The sequence below is a fragment of the Enterobacter cloacae complex sp. IR53030 genome, assembly GCF_049238365.1.
GTDB lineage: Bacteria > Pseudomonadota > Gammaproteobacteria > Enterobacterales > Enterobacteriaceae > Enterobacter > Enterobacter kobei.
Map to the genome: position 1 here is coordinate 18779 of NZ_JBMKHA010000022.1, position 16485 is coordinate 35263.

The following is a 16485-nucleotide window of genomic DNA, read 5'->3' on the forward strand; positions in this document are numbered from 1 at the left end:
CAGTAAGCATAATTTCGTGATGCATCTCACCATGAATGAAAATGATTGCAGTGAATTTCCATCAAAAAGTGATTTACATCACATTAACAAGTTATATCGTCAGGCGCTGCACAAAAGATAGACCGTTTAAGGCACTGTGAGTTGTTAACCTGGTGTCTATATTTACCTTTGCGCTAACTCATTGGTACGGAGAATGCCATGACTGAAAAAACCGGTTTTGCACCTGCTGCAGCCCCGCTTGCTTCAACCATCGTTTCAACCTCAGAAGAGGCCATTACGGCGGGAGAGACCTCCATTCCCTCTCAGGGGGAGAATATGCCTGCCTGGCACGCACGACCAAAATCGGCAGACGGTCCGCTGCCCATCGTGATTGTGGTTCAGGAGATTTTTGGGGTTCACGAACATATTCGCGACCTCTGCCGTCGCCTGGCACTTGAAGGATATCTGGCCGTTGCGCCAGAACTCTACTTCCGTCAGGGCGATCCGAACGACTATAGCGATATTCCAACGCTGTTCAGCAATCTGGTCAGCAAAGTCCCGGACGCGCAGGTGCTGGCCGATCTCGACCACGTTGCCAGCTGGGCGGCGCGTAACGGCGGCGACCCGCACCGCCTGATGGTCACCGGCTTCTGCTGGGGCGGGCGCATTAGCTGGCTGTATGCCGCACACAATCCGCAGCTCAAAGCGGCTGTCGCCTGGTATGGCAAACTGGTGGGCGAGAAAACGCTGAATTCGCCAAAACATCCGGTGGACATCGCCACTGAGCTCAATGCCCCGGTGCTGGGTCTGTATGGCGGCCAGGACACCGGTATTTCGCTTGATTCGGTAGAAACCATGCGCCATGCGCTACGGGCAGCCAATGCCAATGCGGAGATTGTGGTGTATCCGGATGCCGGACATGCGTTTAACGCAGATTACCGTCCGAGTTATCACGCGGAATCGGCGAAAGATGGCTGGCAGAGAATGCTGGCGTGGTTTAGCCAGTACGGCGGGAAGAAATAAACACTTCGCAGCCCCGGCGAAAGTCGGGGCTGCGTCAGGGCTTACTCCAGGCCCAGATGTTTCCACAGCTCGTCCATCGGCAGCGTGGCCAGGGCGATACGCTCATCCGCCGCACCATACCAGATATGCAACGTGTCATTACGCACCAGCGCCCCGCAGGTAAAGACGACGTTACCGAAAAAGCCTTCACGCTCATAGGGCGCGCTCGGCTCCAGCAGCGGTACGGAAGATTTGGCGATGAGGGTGAGTGGATCATTAAGATCCAGAAGCAGAGCGCCCAGGCAATAACGCTGGCTAGCATCCACGCCGTGATAAATCTCCAGCCAGCCGCGCGCGGTCTTGATCAGCGGCGCGCCGCCACCCGACTTCAGCGCATCCCATTCATCTCCCGAGCGCCCCAGCAGATGCCGGTGGTTTCCCCAGTGCAGCATATCGGGCGATTCGCAGATCCAGATTTCCGGGTGGCCGAAATGGCAGGGCGCGGGCCGGGTAAGCGCCCGGAAGGATCCGCCAACCTTCTCCGGGAAGAAACAGACGTCGCGGTTATCAGGGCAGAAAATCAGCCCTTTCTTGTCGACGGAGATAAAATCAACGGTGGTCGCCAGCGCGGTGGAGATACCCAGCGATGACACGGCGGAGTAATTGATGTACCAGACATCGTCAATCAGGGTGATACGCGCATCTTCACAGCCAAATTCCTCATAGCGGCTGTCGGCGGTAATAAACGGCTGTTGATCGATGGTGAAATTTACACCGTCCTGGCTTCGCGCCAGGCGCAGGTGGGACATTGACGTCAGCCAGACCTGAGCCGGGTCGCTTTTCAGCACAATGGTACGCGGGTCGCTAAAATCATAGCGCGGGTCGTTGCGGTCGAACGTTTTTGTTGCCGCCTGCCAGCCGCCGGACTGCTGCACCAGAAGCGGAACGACGATCTTCTGTGGGTCATCATTTATCACGCTCTCGGCAACCCGAAGCAGCAGGATAATCTCCCCATGATACTCCGTTACACCGGCGTTAAAGACGCACTCCACTTTCCGTCCAGGCAGAGAAGGCGCCACGTCGCTGGGGGTGATCAACGGATTCTTACCGTGTCTGTTCATATACACTCCTTTTTATCAGAATTTGATTTTTGTCCAGCTGCTGCGCGTTTTGGCCGTACAGGGCATCCGCTTCAATGGCCCACAATGGGTTTTGTACCGGCTGGCCAAAATTCACGGCCACCCAGACCTGTTCCTGCGCCGTTGTTCGGGTAAACCAGACGCACGCCTTATGGCGTTTCAGCAGGCTGCACTCCCCATGCTGTAGCGCCCCGATGGCGGTCCGAAGCGCAATGAAGGTCTGGTACTGACGCCACAACGAGCCGGGCGTCGATATCTGATGTTCGGCATTGAGCAAGGGATAGTCCTGGCTGACGGGCATCCACGGCGTGGATGTGGAAAAGCCCGCAAACGGTGCGTCGCACCAGAGGAAGGGGGCACGGGACCCATCCCGTGAATGTTCAATGGCCTGCGCCAGCGCGTCGGCGGCACTGCACCCCTGCCGCATGGCCGTGTCGTAGAAGGTTTTTCCCTGAATATCAAAAATCTGCCCGACCGTCTGAGGCACATAGTCGGGCATCCCCAACTCGTCACCCTGAAAAATAAACGGTACGCCGCGCACGGTCAGCTGTAGCGCCAGAACGGCCAACGCCCGGGCGGCGTCATGCGGGCCTTCACCAAAGCGGCTAATCATGCGCGGCATATCGTGGCTGGAAAAGAATAGCGTCGGCAGGCCAGACTGCAGCGCCAGCGTGGCGTTAATCTCGTCGCACAGGCGTGCCGCATCGAAGGTTTTCTGGCTGCCAATATTGAAGTTAAAGACCACGTCCATCAGCGACGGGGCCTGATAACGGGCCAGGGTCTCCCTCTCCTCGCTGCCGATTTCGCCGATCAGGAAAACATCCCCTTGCTGCCTGGCATGTTGGCATACGCGCTGCAGTGTGCCGATGAGTCCCGGCTGGTTCACGTCATGCTCATCCTGCTGTACTCCCGCTTTCTCCGGATTGTCAGGCCCGATGCCGCGCGTGCTGAGGAAATTAATCACGTCGAAGCGGAAGCCATCCACGCCCTGTGCCTGCCAGAAATCAATGACCTGAAGCATTTCCTGCTCTACCGCGGGGTTCGCCCAGTTAAGATCGACCTGCTCAGGCGCGAATTTATGGTAGTAAAACTCGCCGGTGTCCGGCTCCGGGCTCCAGGCGCTGCCGGAAAAAAATGACTCCCAGTTGTTAGGGTGCGCGCTGAAAAGAAAATAGTCCCGATAGCGGCTTGCGGGATTATTCCAGGCATCCTGAAACCACGGATGCTGCGAAGAGACATGATTAAGCACCAGATCGATAATGACCCGGATCCCCTTTTCATGGCAGCGATGAACGACGTCGCGAAAATCGGTCAGCGTGCCGAATCGTGGGTCGACGGCGCAGTAATCACTAATGTCATACCCGTTATCCACCAGAGGAGAGGGGTAAAACGGCGTGATCCAGATGGCACCGATGCCTAACGCGCTCAGGTAATCCACTTTTGAGAGCAGGCCGGGGAAATCACCCAGCCCGTCACCGTTACCATCGCAAAACGACGGCAGATAAATTTGGTAACAGGTACAGGCCTGCCACCAGGGTTGTTTGTTCACCGTACATTCCTTATTTCAGTGATAACGACATGCCCTGCAGGAAATATTTCCGGAACAGGATAAACAACACGATGACCGGCAGCATTTGCACCACGGCTCCCGCCATCACTGGCCCCAGATAAACGCCGTAGGATTTACTGAAGGTGGCCAGCAGCACCGAAAACGGCATTTTGTCGGCATCGCGCATGACAATCAGCGGCCAGAGGAAGTTGTCCCACGAGCTTGAGAAGGTAAATAGCGCCACGATCGCCAGAATGGATTTGTTCAGCGGCATCATGACGTGCCGCAGAATGGCCCACAGGCTGGCATGATCCAGACGCGCGGCGTACAGGTAATCGTTGGGCGTACCCTTGAAGCTCTGAGACACCATAAAGATCCCCCAGGCACTCATTGCATAAGGCAGGATCATGGCGCTGTAACGGTTGATCAGACCGAGCTCACGCATCAGCACAAACTGTGGAATGATGAACATGAAAACCGGGAAAACCATCTGCACAATCAACAGATTACGGAAAGCGTTTTTGCCCCAGAATTCCGTTTTTGCCAGTGCATAGCCCACCAGCATGGAGGTGACGGTCACGCTCGCGGTCACGGTGACAGAGACGAAAAGCGAGTTAAACAGCGTGCGCAGAAACGGCTTATCGGCCCGGTTGCTGTTATCGAAAAGGAAAGTGTAATTTTCGAGCGTCAGCGTGCCCGAAAAGAGATCCGTGGTATAAATCTGTGCCGTAGGCTTCAGGGATGACACGACCATCCAGACAAACGGATAGAGCCAGCTTAACGCCAGAATAAACATCAGCGCATGAATTAGCAGGCTCAGGGGCGTGAGTTTTTTCATTCATACAATCTCAATGTGTTTTTCGAATAACCGACGAAATAGCCAGATCATCAGGAAACTGCAGGCAGCGACGATAATCGACATGGCAGCGGCCCAGGTAGGTTTCATATTTTGAAACGCGGCTTCGTACATGACCACCATGGGACTGGTGGTACTGTTTAGTGGCCCGCCACCGGTAATTAAATAGGGCTCTGTAAAAATACTGAACGCCACCGTAATAGCCAGCACCAGCACCATCACAATTTGCGGATTCATCATCGGCAGCGTTATTGCCCAGCCTTTCTGAAAACGCCCGGTTTTATCGAGAATAGCCGCACTATAAATATCCGATGGAATAGCCTGCATGCCGGAATAGAGAATTAATCCGTAATAACCGACAAATTTCCAGGTCACGATAAGCGCAATGGATAGCATGGCGCAGTCAGGGTTGGTAAACCACGGCACGGAAATCCCAAACCACGCAGACAATAAGCGGTTAACCGGGCCGTACTCATTAAAGAGACGGGAAAAGACAATTGAGTACGCCACCCCTGACGAGATATTTGCCAGTAAAAAGCTTAAGGCGATAAACCCCCGGCCATAGTTAATCCTGCGTAATCCGGCAGCAAAAAGCAGCGCGGTAATAAACACGATCGGGACATACCACATTAAAAAGCGGCAAATGTTCCACATGGATGTCCAGAATAATGCATCGTGCAGTACGCCAATAATATTCTGCAAACCGGTAAATTGCGGTGCGCCGATAAACTGCCAGCGGGTCACGCTCAGCACCACCAGCCAGGCAAGGGGGTAGAACCAGAATAGCAGCGAATAGCCAATCCAGGTGGAGGCCAGCAGGCCTCCGGTTCGGGATTCATATCCAGCCATCATGCCCCCTACTGGCCCGTGAGGGCGCTGATTTCCTGCTGAGATTGTTTCAGCGCGTCAGCAGGCGTACTGGTTTTGAATATCACGCGCTCAAGCATCTGCGTCATGCTGCGCTGTATTTCTGTCGTCTGGTTTGTTGCTGCAGGAGGAAGCGCGACGTCCACCCACGAGGCGATCTGTTTCTCTAGCGGATTTTGTTTGAAGTAACTGACAAAGATCGGATTACTCATTAAATCCGCGCGGGCGGGCGGCATCCCTGTCAACTCAAGCCACAGCCGGTCATGTTCAGGGTTACTGAAGACCCACTGCATAAACTGCCAGGCCTGCGCCTTTCGCTTACTGGAACTGAAGATCACCAGACCTTTGCTGTCGCCGAACGTATAGGGGTGTTCAATGCCCGTCTCGGTCAGCATCGGACCAATCTGAATCGTTTTTAATATGTCCGGATACTGCTTGCGATAGCGGGCTAAATCCCACGGTCCGCGCGCTGAGCCGATAACCTGCCCCGTTGCGAGCGGATCCTCGGCAGAGGTGAAGTCGTAGCTGCTCCACTTATTATTAAAAACGTTGCCCATGAAGGTCAGCACGGCCTCGCCAGCAGGCGTGGTCAGCGCAGGTTTTTTGTCGACCAGATACGGCTTGCCGTGGCTCTGGGCGTAGAACAGCGGAATGAAGTCGAACCAGCGTTCCCACCAGTTTTTACCTGCCGTAAGCTGTATCACATAGCCGTGATTATCCGCCGCCCGACGCTTCGCCAGCGCGTAAAGTTCATCGTAGCTAACCGGTACCCGATCAAAACCGTATTGCTTCAGTAAATCGCCACGCCACCACCAGACAATCGGGTTGATATATACCGGCAGTACCGTTTGTTTGCCGTTTAATTCCCAGGCTGACAGCAGAGAAGCCATTTGCCGTTTCTGAATCGTTTCCTGAAAACCCGGCATTCTGGAGAGATCTTCTATCTGCCCGACATCAACAAGCTGGCTGGCAAAACCAATAAATATATTGGTTGAAATATCCGGTTCAGTCCCTGATGCCAGCGCATTCATTATCGCTTCTTCTGAACTGTTTGCGGCAGGAATAGCGGTAAATTCGACGGGCATATGGGCAGGGTCTTTATTCCATTCCGCCACTATTTTACTCCAGAAAGCTTCTTCATTGACGGTGGGTGTGACCCACATTTTGATTGTTTCACGCGCCCCGGATTGTGTCTCTTTTTTATCATCAGGCCCGCAACCGGTAAGAAAAAAGAGGAATATTACCGATGCTATTAATTTTGCTGCTTCTGCAACTCTCACGTTATATCTCCCTGATGTCGATAAGTGTTAATCGCTCACTGCTGCACTCTGTGAATGGTGCGTAAGCTAACACCCCTTTTTTATGTTTAACGTTAAACAAATCACAAAACTATTTATATTTAACGATAAACTCAGCCGCTATTATTTATTTAATTACGCCTCATAAATAATTTACGTGAATATAAAATGCCTAATTCATTTAGCAAAAGAAAGAATAAAAACGTGACGATTAAATCGCTGGCAGCAGAGATGAGTATTTCACATACCACGGTATCTAACGCGTGGAATAATCCCGAAAAGCTGTCTGCTGAATTACGTGAAAAGATACTTGGGTACGCCCGTCAGGTTGGATTTCAGGGGCCGGATAAACTCGCCCGGGCTTTACGCACCGGAAAATCCGGGGCCATCGGCGTCATTTTTAACGATGCCATGAGCTATGTTTTTATCGATCCGCATGACGTCAGCCTGATGCGCGGCGTCGCGACCCGCTGCGAAGACCGTAATATTAATCTGGTGCTGATACCGCTTCAAAAAGGGCCTTCATCGCTCACTACCCTGGTGGACGGGTATATTCTCAACGCCACGCATAACAGCGCCGCCATTATTCAACAAACCCTGGCCCGCAATCTGCCTGTGGTGACGCTCGATTTTCAGCTTCCGCAGTTCAGCAGCGTGTCGGTGGATAACACACGCGCCATGCGTGATATCACCCACTACCTGATACAAAAGGGTCATCGCCATTTCGGCATTATTGCCTTCCCGTCTCACCCGAACGCGCGCGGGATGCGGCCTCTGACGCACCGCGTGACGGGGGATAACCAACTCATGCTGACCCGCGTGAATGCCTGCCGCGACGCGTTTCAAGAGCACGGTATTACGCTCAGCGACTGCTGGCTGTGTGAAACCCATCACGATGAGCCACACGGCGAACGGGCAGCGGAAGCATTGCTGACGGCACACCCTGAGATCACGGCGCTGATCTGCTTATCCGACCGTTTTGCCATCGGCGCGGTGAATTATTGCCAGCGACAGCATCTTGCTATACCTGGCCGGGTCGCCATTACCGGATTCGACAATACCGCCCGGCAGTATAACGGGCCTGGACTTACCACCATCGCGCAGGATGCCGAACGTAAAGGTGAAATCGCGGTTGATCTGCTTCTGAACAATGGCCCCGTCACCCACGTTGCGCTGGAACATCGGCTTATCGAGCGTGATACGGCATGAGATTACCCTGCTTAAGATAAGAGTGAACTATGGATGAACTAACGTGCTTTAAAACCTATGACATTCGTGGCGAAGTTGACGTCAATCTCACCCCTGACATTGCGCGTCGCATCGGAAGGGCGTACGCCGTCTGGCTGCATCCCCGGCGCGTGGTAGTAGGCGCTGATGTCCGCCTCAGCTCGGAGGCGCTAAAAACGGCCCTGATCGACGGGCTTACCGCAGGCGGCGTCGATGTTATCGACCTGGGCATGACCGGTACGGAAGAGGTCTATTTCGCTACCCGGGAATTGCGAGCAGACGGAGGGATCCAGGTGACGGCGAGCCACAATCCCGCCCATTACAACGGCTTTAAGCTGGTTGGCCTTGAGGCGCGCCCGATCAGTAATGACAACGGTCTGCTGGAGATCAAAGCGCTGGCAGAACAGAACCGCTTTCCACCCTGCGTGCGTCGTGGGGGCATTTTTCCCTTCGACAATCGCCCGGCCTGGGTGAACGCTCTGCTGCGATTTATCACTACGTCCCCAACGCGAACGTTACGCCTGGTGGTCAACGCCGGGCACGGCACCGCAGGTCCGGCGCTAGATGCGCTTGATGAGGGCTTAAAGCGTGCCGGTGTACCGGTCGAGTTTATCCGTATTCATCACCAGCCAGATGGCCGCTTTCCCGCTGGCGTACCTAACCCGATGCTGCCTGAAAACCGGCAAAGCACCCGACTGGCCGTCATCGAACATCACGCCGATGCTGGCATCGCCTGGGATGGCGATTTCGATCGTTGCTTTTTCTTCGACGAGCGCGGGGATTACGTTGAGAACTATTATCTCGTGGGGCTGTTTGCCGAACATTTTCTGCGACGCTATCCCGGCAGCCGCATCATTCTTGATCCCCGCTTAATCTGGAACACGCTCGACACGGTCGCCCGTTGCGGCGGTAGCGCAATCGTGAGTAAAACCGGGCATGCCTTCCTGAAAGCCCGGATGCGAAGGGAAAATGCCATTTACGGCGGCGAGATGAGTGGCCATCACTATTTTCGCGATTTTGGTTACTGCGATAGCGGCATGATCCCGCTGATCCTGATGCTCCAGATCCTGGGCGCAGACGCGCAGCCGCTCTCTCATCTTATGCGTCACGCACAGGCCCGCTATCCGGTGTCTGGCGAAATCAACCTGACGGTCAACGAGCCTGCCGCACTCCTCAATGACGTCGCCGCGCACTATGCCCCGGTCGCATGCGAACGCGACACCTGCGACGGCCTGAGCCTGTCCTTCGCAGACTGGCGTTTTAACCTCCGCGCCTCCAATACCGAGCCGCTGGTTCGCCTTAATGTTGAAGCGCGGGGAGATACCGCTCTGCTTGTCCATAAAACTCATGAAGTGCTGATGCTGATTTCTGCCCTGCAAGGGGCTCAGGAGACATTATGACCGCCCTTTCATTACGACATATTCATAAAAAGTACGATAAAAACGTCATCGTGGCGGATCTGTCACTGGAGATAGCATCAGGAGAATTTATCGTTCTTGTGGGCCCCTCCGGGTGCGGGAAATCGACGCTGCTGCGCATGATCGCGGGATTAGAGGCGCCAGACAGTGGCATGCTGATGATGGGCAATGAGGATGTTACCCACCTGGCGGCGGGCAAGCGGAGCTTGTCGATGGTTTTCCAGTCCTATGCACTTTATCCGCATATGACCGTACGGGAGAACCTCGCCTTTGGCTTACGCAATATCCGCACCCCGGAGGCCGACATTGCGCAGCGCATCACCCACGCCGCCAACATGCTCAGGCTGGACGAGCTGCTCGACAGGCTTCCGCAACACCTCTCCGGCGGCCAGCGCCAGCGCGTGGCGATAGGTCGTTCTATTGTCCAGCAGCCCGCGCTGTTTCTGTTTGACGAACCCCTTTCCAACCTTGACGCCGCTCTGCGGGTTGAAATGCGCCAGGAGATCCAGCAACTCCATAATACCCTGAAAAACACCATGATTTACGTCACGCACGATCAGGTCGAGGCGATGACGCTGGCCGACCGTATCGTGGTGATGTGTAAAGGCAATATTGAGCAAACGGGTACGCCGCTTGAACTGTACAACACCCCGGCGAACCGCTTCGTGGCCGAATTCATCGGTACGCCAAAAATCAATATGTTACCCGCCGTCTGGCAGCAGGGGGCATTGCATATCGACCCTGATACCGTCTTCCCGCTTTCGCGTCAGCCCGCAGACATTCAGGAGGGGGAATCGGTATTTGTCGCGATCCGTCCTGAACACCTGGGTTATCAGCAGCCGGGGGATTTTAGCCTGAGCGGGAAAACGCGGTTATGCGAACTGCAGGGAGATTCAACCCTGGTGTGGCTGGACGTGGCAGGGCATGCCGTGTGCCTGAAATCCTTCCAGCAACTGAGTCTGCCTGCGCAGCAACGTATCACGCTGACCGTGCAGGAGGCTCATCTGCATCTCTTTGACGCGGCAGGCAAGCGGATTGCAATGACGGAAAATGCCGCCTGAGTAGAGTATCAGGCGGCGGGAAATGCGCAGACTTACCCCTGACGCAAATTCTGCGCTGCCTTCACCATGTTGGCGAGCGCTGCGCGGGTTTCCGGCCAGCCGCGGGTTTTCAGGCCGCAGTCCGGGTTCACCCACAGGCGCTCTGCCGGAATACGCTGAGCGGCTTTTTTCAGCAGGGCTTCAATCCACTCCACGCTCGGCACGTTCGGGGAGTGAATGTCGTACACCCCCGGTCCGATTTCGTTTGGATAGTCGAACTCTTCAAACGACTCGAGCAGCTCCATATCTGAACGCGAGGTCTCGATGGTGATCACGTCGGCATCCAGCGCGGCAATGGAATCCATAATGTCGTTAAATTCGCAGTAACACATATGGGTGTGGATCTGCGTGTCGTCCTTCGCCACCGCCGCATTGATGCGGAAGGCTTCCACGCCCCACTTCAGATAGTCATCCCAGTCGCTGCGGCGCAGCGGCAAACCTTCTCGTAACGCCGGTTCGTCAATCTGGATAATGCCAATGCCAGCGGCTTCCAGATCCGCCACCTCATCACGCAGCGCCAGCGCGATTTGCTTCGCAATGGTTTCACGGGTCACGTCTTCACGCGGGAACGACCAGCACAGAATGGTCACCGGCCCGGTCAGCATGCCTTTTACCGGCTTGTCGGTCAGAGACTGAGCATACTTCGCCCACGACACCGTAATCGCTTCCGGGCGGCTGACGTCACCGATCACCACCGGTGGCTTCACGCAGCGGGAACCGTAGCTCTGCACCCAGCCATTCTGGGTAAACACGAAGCCGTCCAGGTGTTCACCGAAGTATTCCACCATGTCGTTACGCTCGGCTTCACCGTGCACCAGCACGTCCAGACCTAAACGCTCCTGCTCGATGATCGCCTGCCTGATGTGCTCAGCAATGCCGGTACGGTAGTGATTCGCATCCAGATTGCCCTTTTTGAAGTCGAGACGCAGGCCGCGGATCTCGGTCGTTTGTGGGAATGAACCGATCGTCGTGGTTGGCCATGCGGGCAGGTTGAAGCGGGCGCGCTGGGCTTCGGCACGGACTTCATACGGACTCTGGCGCTGGCTGTCCTGAGCGGTGATGGCCGCCAGACGTTTTTCCACTGCCGGATTATGCACGCGTGCCGAATGACGGCGCGCCTGAATCGGGGCGCTCCATTCGGTAATCGCCGCCGTGTCACCGCTGTTCAGCGCGTCGCGCAGCAGCGCCAGTTCTTCACATTTTTGCAGGGCGAAGGCAAACCAGCTTTTCACTTCCGGGTCGAGACGGGTCTCCACGCTCAGATCGATCGGGCTGTGCAGCAGTGAACATGATGAGGCCACCCACAGCTCACGTTTACCGACAATGTCTTTAATTTGAGCATACTTTTCGGTGAGATCGGCACGCCAGACGTTACGACCGTTTACCAGCCCCGCTGAGAGCAGCCAGTCTGCGGGCAGACGTTTGTGCAGGTCCTTCACGTCATCTTTGCCGTGAACCAGGTCAACATGTAGGCCCTGAACCGGCAGCGCGGCAATCGTGCTCAGGTTAGGCGTCACGCCCTCGAAATAGGTGGTCAGCAACAGCTTCACCTGCCCGGTAAGCGCGTCATACGCCGGTTTGAAGGCATCGAGCCAAACCTGGGGCAGCTCAAGCACCAAAGCAGGTTCGTCGATTTGCACCCACTGAATGCCGCGTTTACCCAGCTCAATCAGTACCTGTTTGTAGACGGGCAGAATGTCCTTCAGCAGGCTGAGGCGGTCAAACGGCTCGCCTTTGACTTTGCCCAGCCACAGGTAGGTTACCGGTCCGAGCAGCACCGGTTTCACCTGGTGGCCCAGCGCCAGCGCTTCGTCGACTTCGTCCAGAAGCTGTGTCCAGGTCAGTTTGAACTGCTGACCTTTTACGAACTCCGGCACCATATAGTGATAGTTGGTGTTAAACCACTTGGTCATTTCCGCCGCTGCCGCGGGTTCACCCGTTGGCGCACGACCACGGCCTATGCGGAACAGGGTATCGATATCTACCGATCCATCTTTGTTCTGATGACGAGCCGGCACGTTGCCCAGCAGCAGGCTGGTCGTCAGAACATGGTCGTACCAGGCGAAATCGCCCACCGGCAGCAGGTCAATGCCTGCCTGCTTTTGCTGATCCCAGTGACGGGCGCGCAGCTCGCGCCCCACGGTCAGTAGTTCTTCACGGGTAGCTTTACCCGCCCAGTAGCTTTCTTGCGCTTTTTTCAGCTCGCGACGCAGGCCAACGCGAGGGAAACCGAGAGTGTGATTGCGGATTGTCATGTTATGCCCCTTGTGAATTTCGCTATTTAGACGTCCAGATGTTTACACATCTATAATTGGCAGGTACTGTATATTCCTCAAGCGCAAAATGTTCATGGCGAAGTGAAGGACTTTCATGATCGAGATAAAACACCTGAAAACGCTGCAAGCGTTGCGGAACTGCGGATCGCTCGCGGCGGCTGCGGCCACGCTGCACCAGACCCAGTCTGCCCTTTCTCACCAGTTCAGCGATCTGGAACAACGCCTCGGATTTCGTCTTTTTGTGCGTAAGAGCCAACCTCTGCGCTTTACGCCGCAGGGTGAAATTCTTCTTCAACTGGCGAATCAGGTCCTGCCGCAGATCGCCAGCGCGCTACAGTCCTGTAACGAGCCGCAGCAGACAAAACTGCGCATCGCCATTGAGTGCCACAGCTGTATTCAATGGCTGACCCCTGCGCTTGAGAACTTCCGCCAGAAGTGGCCGCAGGTGGAGATGGATTTTAAATCCGGTGTGACGTTCGACCCGCAACCCTCGCTGCAGCAGGGTGAGTTGGATCTGGTGATGACCTCCGACATTCTGCCGCGCAGCGGCCTGCACTATTCGCCGATGTTTGATTTTGAAGTGCGCCTGGTGCTGGCACCGGATCATCCGCTGGCGGCTAAAACGCGCATCACGCCGGAAGACCTGGCAACAGAAACGCTGCTGATTTATCCGGTTCAGCGCAGTCGCCTGGATATCTGGCGTCATTTCCTGCAGCCGGCAGGCATTAGCCCGCAGCTGAAAAGCGTGGATAACACCCTGCTGTTGATTCAGATGGTTGCCGCCAATATGGGCATCGCGGCGCTGCCGCACTGGGTGGTGGAGAGTTTTGAACGCCAGGGCCTGGTGGTGACCAAAACCCTGGGTGAAGGACTGTGGAGCCGTCTGTACGCTGCCGTGCGCGATGGCGAGCAGCGTCAGCCGGTGACAGAAGCGTTTATTCGCTCAGCGCGGAACCACGCGTGCGACCATCTTCCGTTTGTGCGGAGCGCGGAGCGACCCAGCGGCGATGGACCCACAGTGAAGCCAGGATCACCGCTCCCCCAATAAGGAAGCTCGGCCAGTGCGGTTGCTGCTGCCAGATGGCGAGGTTGACCAGCAGCCCCGCCGGGACGTGCACGTTATTCATGATCCCGAGCGTTCCGGCGTCGACCTGCGTCGCGCCGTAGTTCCACATGAAGTAACCCAGCCCTGACGCCACCACGCCCAGCCAGACCAGAACGCCCCACTGCACCGACGTGGTCGGCAGCTTTTGCGGGTTACCGAGCAGAAACCACGCCGACACCGCGACAATCGCCGCGCCCATATAGAACCACGCAAATGCATTGTGCTGCGGCATCGGACGGGTTTCCATCAGGCGTTTGTAGCCCACCATGCCGATGGCGAAACTGATGTTGGCGAGCTGGACGAACATCAACCCGGTCCAGAAGTGATCGCTGACTTTGTCATAGCGAATAATCGCCGCGCCAATCACCGCCAGCGCCGCGCTCAGCAGGTATCCCCAGCGCAGACGACGCCTGCTGAGCAGGTCGTAAATCAACGTAATATAGAGCGGCGTCAACACGGTAAAGAGCAGGAATTCAGAGACGGACAAATAGACGTAAGCCCGGAAGCTGAACAGATACATGATGCCCAACTGCATCGCGCCCACCAGCATGTACAGCACAATCGTTTTCAGCGATTGACCACGCGTGCGCAGAAACGGCAGGAATACCAGCGCCGCCAGCCCCACGCGCATCAGCACCGAGAAGTAGCTGTCGACCGAACCGGCAAGGTACTCGCCAATCAGGCTAAAGGAGAAGGCCCACAGGATAGTGGTGATAATGAGTAGCGCCACAATGCTTGTCTCTCAGAAAGAAGGACAGGCATTGTAGCGGACTCTTCAGTTGACATCTGGTCAATAAACAACCGAATGAAGATTATTCAAGGAACAGCTTGCGCAGGTATTTCGGTACCGCGTTGTCAGCGTTGGAACCAATCACTTCCAGTTCCGGGTGCAGATCTTTCAGACGCTGATGCGCGTTCTGCATGATGCAGCCCTTGCCTGCCATGGAGAGCATTTCAGCGTCGTTCATGCCATCACCAAAAGCGATGCAGTCTTTCAGCGCGAAACCCAGACGTTTCGCGACCGCTTCCAGCGCGTGACCTTTGGAGACGCCCCCCGCCATCACTTCCAGACAGGTCAGGGTTGAGAAGCTCACGTTGACGCGATCGCCCCAGCGGGCGTTGATCGCCTGTTCCAGTGGGAGCAGTTCTTCATGGCTATCGCAGGTGAAGAACACCTTACTGATACCTTCCGGCTCAAGAAGGCCCGGCTCGTACAGGGAGTAGTTAAATACCGCTTCCTTGAAGAAACGCATTTCATCCGGGCGGTGGCGGTTCATGAACCAGTCGTCGTTGCGGTACACGTTGGTGATGATAGCCGTGTTGTTATGCACCACGCCGAAGAGATCGGCGGCAATATCGCGATCCAGGTTATGGGTAAAGATCAGGTTACCGTCAGTATCATGCACGCGCGCACCGTTGGAGGTGATCATGTACGATTTGATCTCAAGATTATCGCGGATCTGCCCCACGTCTACGTGGTGGCGTCCGGTGGCAAACACAAAGTTCACGCCACGGGCAGTCAGAAGCTTTAAGGTCTCTTTCGCGTAAGGCGACAGGGTGTGGTCAGGGGAAAGCAGCGTGCCATCTAAATCAGATGCAACAACCTGGTACATAGGGATTTCAACCTCTGGTGGAAAACAATAATCAGTTATGCCTGTTGAAAAATTCAACAATGGCGTTGAGCGCGACTGAGCGCATAGCGTCCTTTTCGAAAAGGATCTCATGGTAAGCGCCGTTGATGACCAGCGGTTTTCCCCCTTCACAAGGGTGACCGGCGGCGGCGCGCAATTCACAATAACGGTCATGCATGCGGTTATCGACCACACGCTCTTCTTCAGCCTGAATCAGGAGTGTTGGCGTGTCATCATCACCTACCCCCGCCAGCACCTGTTCACCGGCCAGAATCCCCTCCCGCACCCAGTGCCAGGTCGGGCCACCGACGCGTAAGCGCGGTTCATCGGCATAAAAGCGCAGGTTGCGGCGATAACGCTGCCGACTGTGGGTTAAGACGTTGATGGCGAACGGCAGCGCACGCCAGCGTCCGGTCCCGATGGCATAGCCTTCACGAATGCGCTGATGGCCCTCAGCCCAGTCGAGAAGATGACGCACCATCCAGTCGGGGAAACGTATGACGATACCGTACATCGGCGCGGTTAGCGCAATGGCATCACACTGGTGTTGATACCGCTGCAAAAACAGCGTCGAAATAGCGCCACCCATGGAGTGCGCAAGGATATAGCGCTTACGCCAGGGGCCGGGCTGCACTTCCTGCTGCCAGAACGCGGCAAAATCGTCGACGTAATCGCTGAAGCGATCGACATGTCCACGGTGCGTGTCCTGTAGCATGCGTCCGGACAGCCCCTGTCCACGGTGGTCGATGATGAGCACATCGAACCCCATATGGACCAGATCGTAGGCCAGTTCGGCGTATTTAACGTAGCTTTCAATGCGCCCCGGGCAAACCACGATTACCCGGTCATTTTTCTCATCACGGAAACGAACGAAGCGTACCGGGATGCCCCCGACGCCCGTAAACTCATCTTCCTCACGCTGCCGCCAGAAATCGGTCAGCGGCCCCATAGAGAAAGCAGCAAATGCGTTTTCTCGTGTTTCCCAGTCCTTTTTCTGCTGAAACATTGGGTTTCCACTCACGTAATCCAGGGAATATC

General features: G+C 55.7%; 14 protein-coding genes. 5 read left to right on the forward strand and 9 right to left on the reverse strand.

All coding sequences use genetic code 11. From position 1 onward, the window contains the following. Window positions 1-198 precede the first annotated feature (198 nt). Window positions 199-1002: a dienelactone hydrolase family protein gene (locus ACOTXR_RS19655; protein ID WP_014885625.1), complete on the forward strand. Its 804-nt coding sequence runs from the start codon at window positions 199-201 to the stop codon at window positions 1000-1002. A 41-nt stretch (window positions 1003-1043) separates the two neighbouring features. On the opposite strand, the gene ACOTXR_RS19660 is transcribed toward ACOTXR_RS19655, so the two are convergent. From ACOTXR_RS19660 to ACOTXR_RS19680, 5 genes are read right to left on the reverse strand one after another with little or no spacing between them, the layout of a single operon-like run. Then, window positions 1044-2102 (reverse strand): glycoside hydrolase family 130 protein, encoded by a 1059-nt coding sequence (locus tag ACOTXR_RS19660; RefSeq protein ID WP_058690929.1) that lies wholly within the window; start codon window positions 2100-2102, stop codon window positions 1044-1046. Beyond that, the gene (locus ACOTXR_RS19665) at window positions 2086-3669 is read right to left on the reverse strand and encodes an alpha-amylase family glycosyl hydrolase (RefSeq protein ID WP_421767068.1); all 1584 of its coding nucleotides are present in this window, start codon (window positions 3667-3669) and stop codon (window positions 2086-2088) included. Before ACOTXR_RS19665 ends, ACOTXR_RS19660 begins: the two co-directional genes overlap by 17 nt. Before the next feature lie 10 nt (window positions 3670-3679). Then, window positions 3680-4507: a carbohydrate ABC transporter permease gene (locus tag ACOTXR_RS19670; RefSeq protein ID WP_014885628.1), complete on the reverse strand. Its 828-nt coding sequence runs from the start codon at window positions 4505-4507 to the stop codon at window positions 3680-3682. Beyond that, window positions 4508-5374 carry a carbohydrate ABC transporter permease gene (locus ACOTXR_RS19675; RefSeq protein WP_078309894.1) on the reverse strand — a complete coding sequence of 289 codons (867 nt, stop codon included), beginning with the start codon at window positions 5372-5374 and terminating at the stop codon, window positions 4508-4510. 8 nt (window positions 5375-5382) lie between these two features. Then, the gene (locus tag ACOTXR_RS19680) at window positions 5383-6672 is read right to left on the reverse strand and encodes an ABC transporter substrate-binding protein (RefSeq protein ID WP_078309879.1); all 1290 of its coding nucleotides are present in this window, start codon (window positions 6670-6672) and stop codon (window positions 5383-5385) included. Between the two features lie 186 nt (window positions 6673-6858). Here ACOTXR_RS19680 and ACOTXR_RS19685 point away from each other — a divergent pair, with 186 nt between their 5' ends. From ACOTXR_RS19685 to ACOTXR_RS19695, 3 genes are read left to right on the forward strand one after another with little or no spacing between them, the layout of a single operon-like run. Further along, window positions 6859-7899, forward strand: a complete 1041-nt coding sequence (locus tag ACOTXR_RS19685) for a LacI family DNA-binding transcriptional regulator (RefSeq protein WP_048996610.1) — start codon at window positions 6859-6861, stop codon at window positions 7897-7899. A gap of 29 nt (window positions 7900-7928) precedes the next feature. Continuing rightward, entirely contained in the window at window positions 7929-9317 is a 1389-nt protein-coding gene (locus ACOTXR_RS19690; RefSeq protein ID WP_032635130.1) for a phosphomannomutase/phosphoglucomutase, read from the forward strand. Further along, complete coding sequence (locus tag ACOTXR_RS19695) at window positions 9314-10396, forward strand: ABC transporter ATP-binding protein (protein ID WP_014885633.1); 1083 nt, start codon at window positions 9314-9316, stop codon at window positions 10394-10396. The genes ACOTXR_RS19690 and ACOTXR_RS19695 overlap by 4 nt, the downstream gene beginning before the upstream one ends. Before the next feature lie 32 nt (window positions 10397-10428). Here ACOTXR_RS19695 and metE read toward each other — a convergent pair whose 3' ends face one another. After that, complete coding sequence (gene metE, locus ACOTXR_RS19700; protein WP_058690478.1) at window positions 10429-12690, reverse strand: 5-methyltetrahydropteroyltriglutamate--homocysteine S-methyltransferase; 2262 nt, start codon at window positions 12688-12690, stop codon at window positions 10429-10431. A 115-nt stretch (window positions 12691-12805) separates the two neighbouring features. On the opposite strand from metE, the gene metR reads away from it, so the two are divergent. Further along, window positions 12806-13759, forward strand: a complete 954-nt coding sequence (gene metR / locus ACOTXR_RS19705) for an HTH-type transcriptional regulator MetR (RefSeq protein ID WP_023331563.1) — start codon at window positions 12806-12808, stop codon at window positions 13757-13759. On the opposite strand, the gene ACOTXR_RS19710 is transcribed toward metR, so the two are convergent. From ACOTXR_RS19710 to pldB, 3 genes are all read right to left on the reverse strand, one after another. After that, window positions 13647-14546: a carboxylate/amino acid/amine transporter gene (locus tag ACOTXR_RS19710; protein WP_014885636.1), complete on the reverse strand. Its 900-nt coding sequence runs from the start codon at window positions 14544-14546 to the stop codon at window positions 13647-13649. The genes metR and ACOTXR_RS19710 overlap by 113 nt on opposite strands. An 82-nt stretch (window positions 14547-14628) precedes the next feature. Next, on the reverse strand, window positions 14629-15429 hold the full coding sequence (yigL, locus tag ACOTXR_RS19715) for a sugar/pyridoxal phosphate phosphatase YigL (protein ID WP_058690477.1): 801 nt from the start codon (window positions 15427-15429) through the stop codon (window positions 14629-14631). A gap of 31 nt (window positions 15430-15460) precedes the next feature. Then, window positions 15461-16453 carry a lysophospholipase L2 gene (gene pldB, locus ACOTXR_RS19720; RefSeq protein WP_032629594.1) on the reverse strand — a complete coding sequence of 331 codons (993 nt, stop codon included), beginning with the start codon at window positions 16451-16453 and terminating at the stop codon, window positions 15461-15463. Window positions 16454-16485 lie beyond the last annotated feature (32 nt).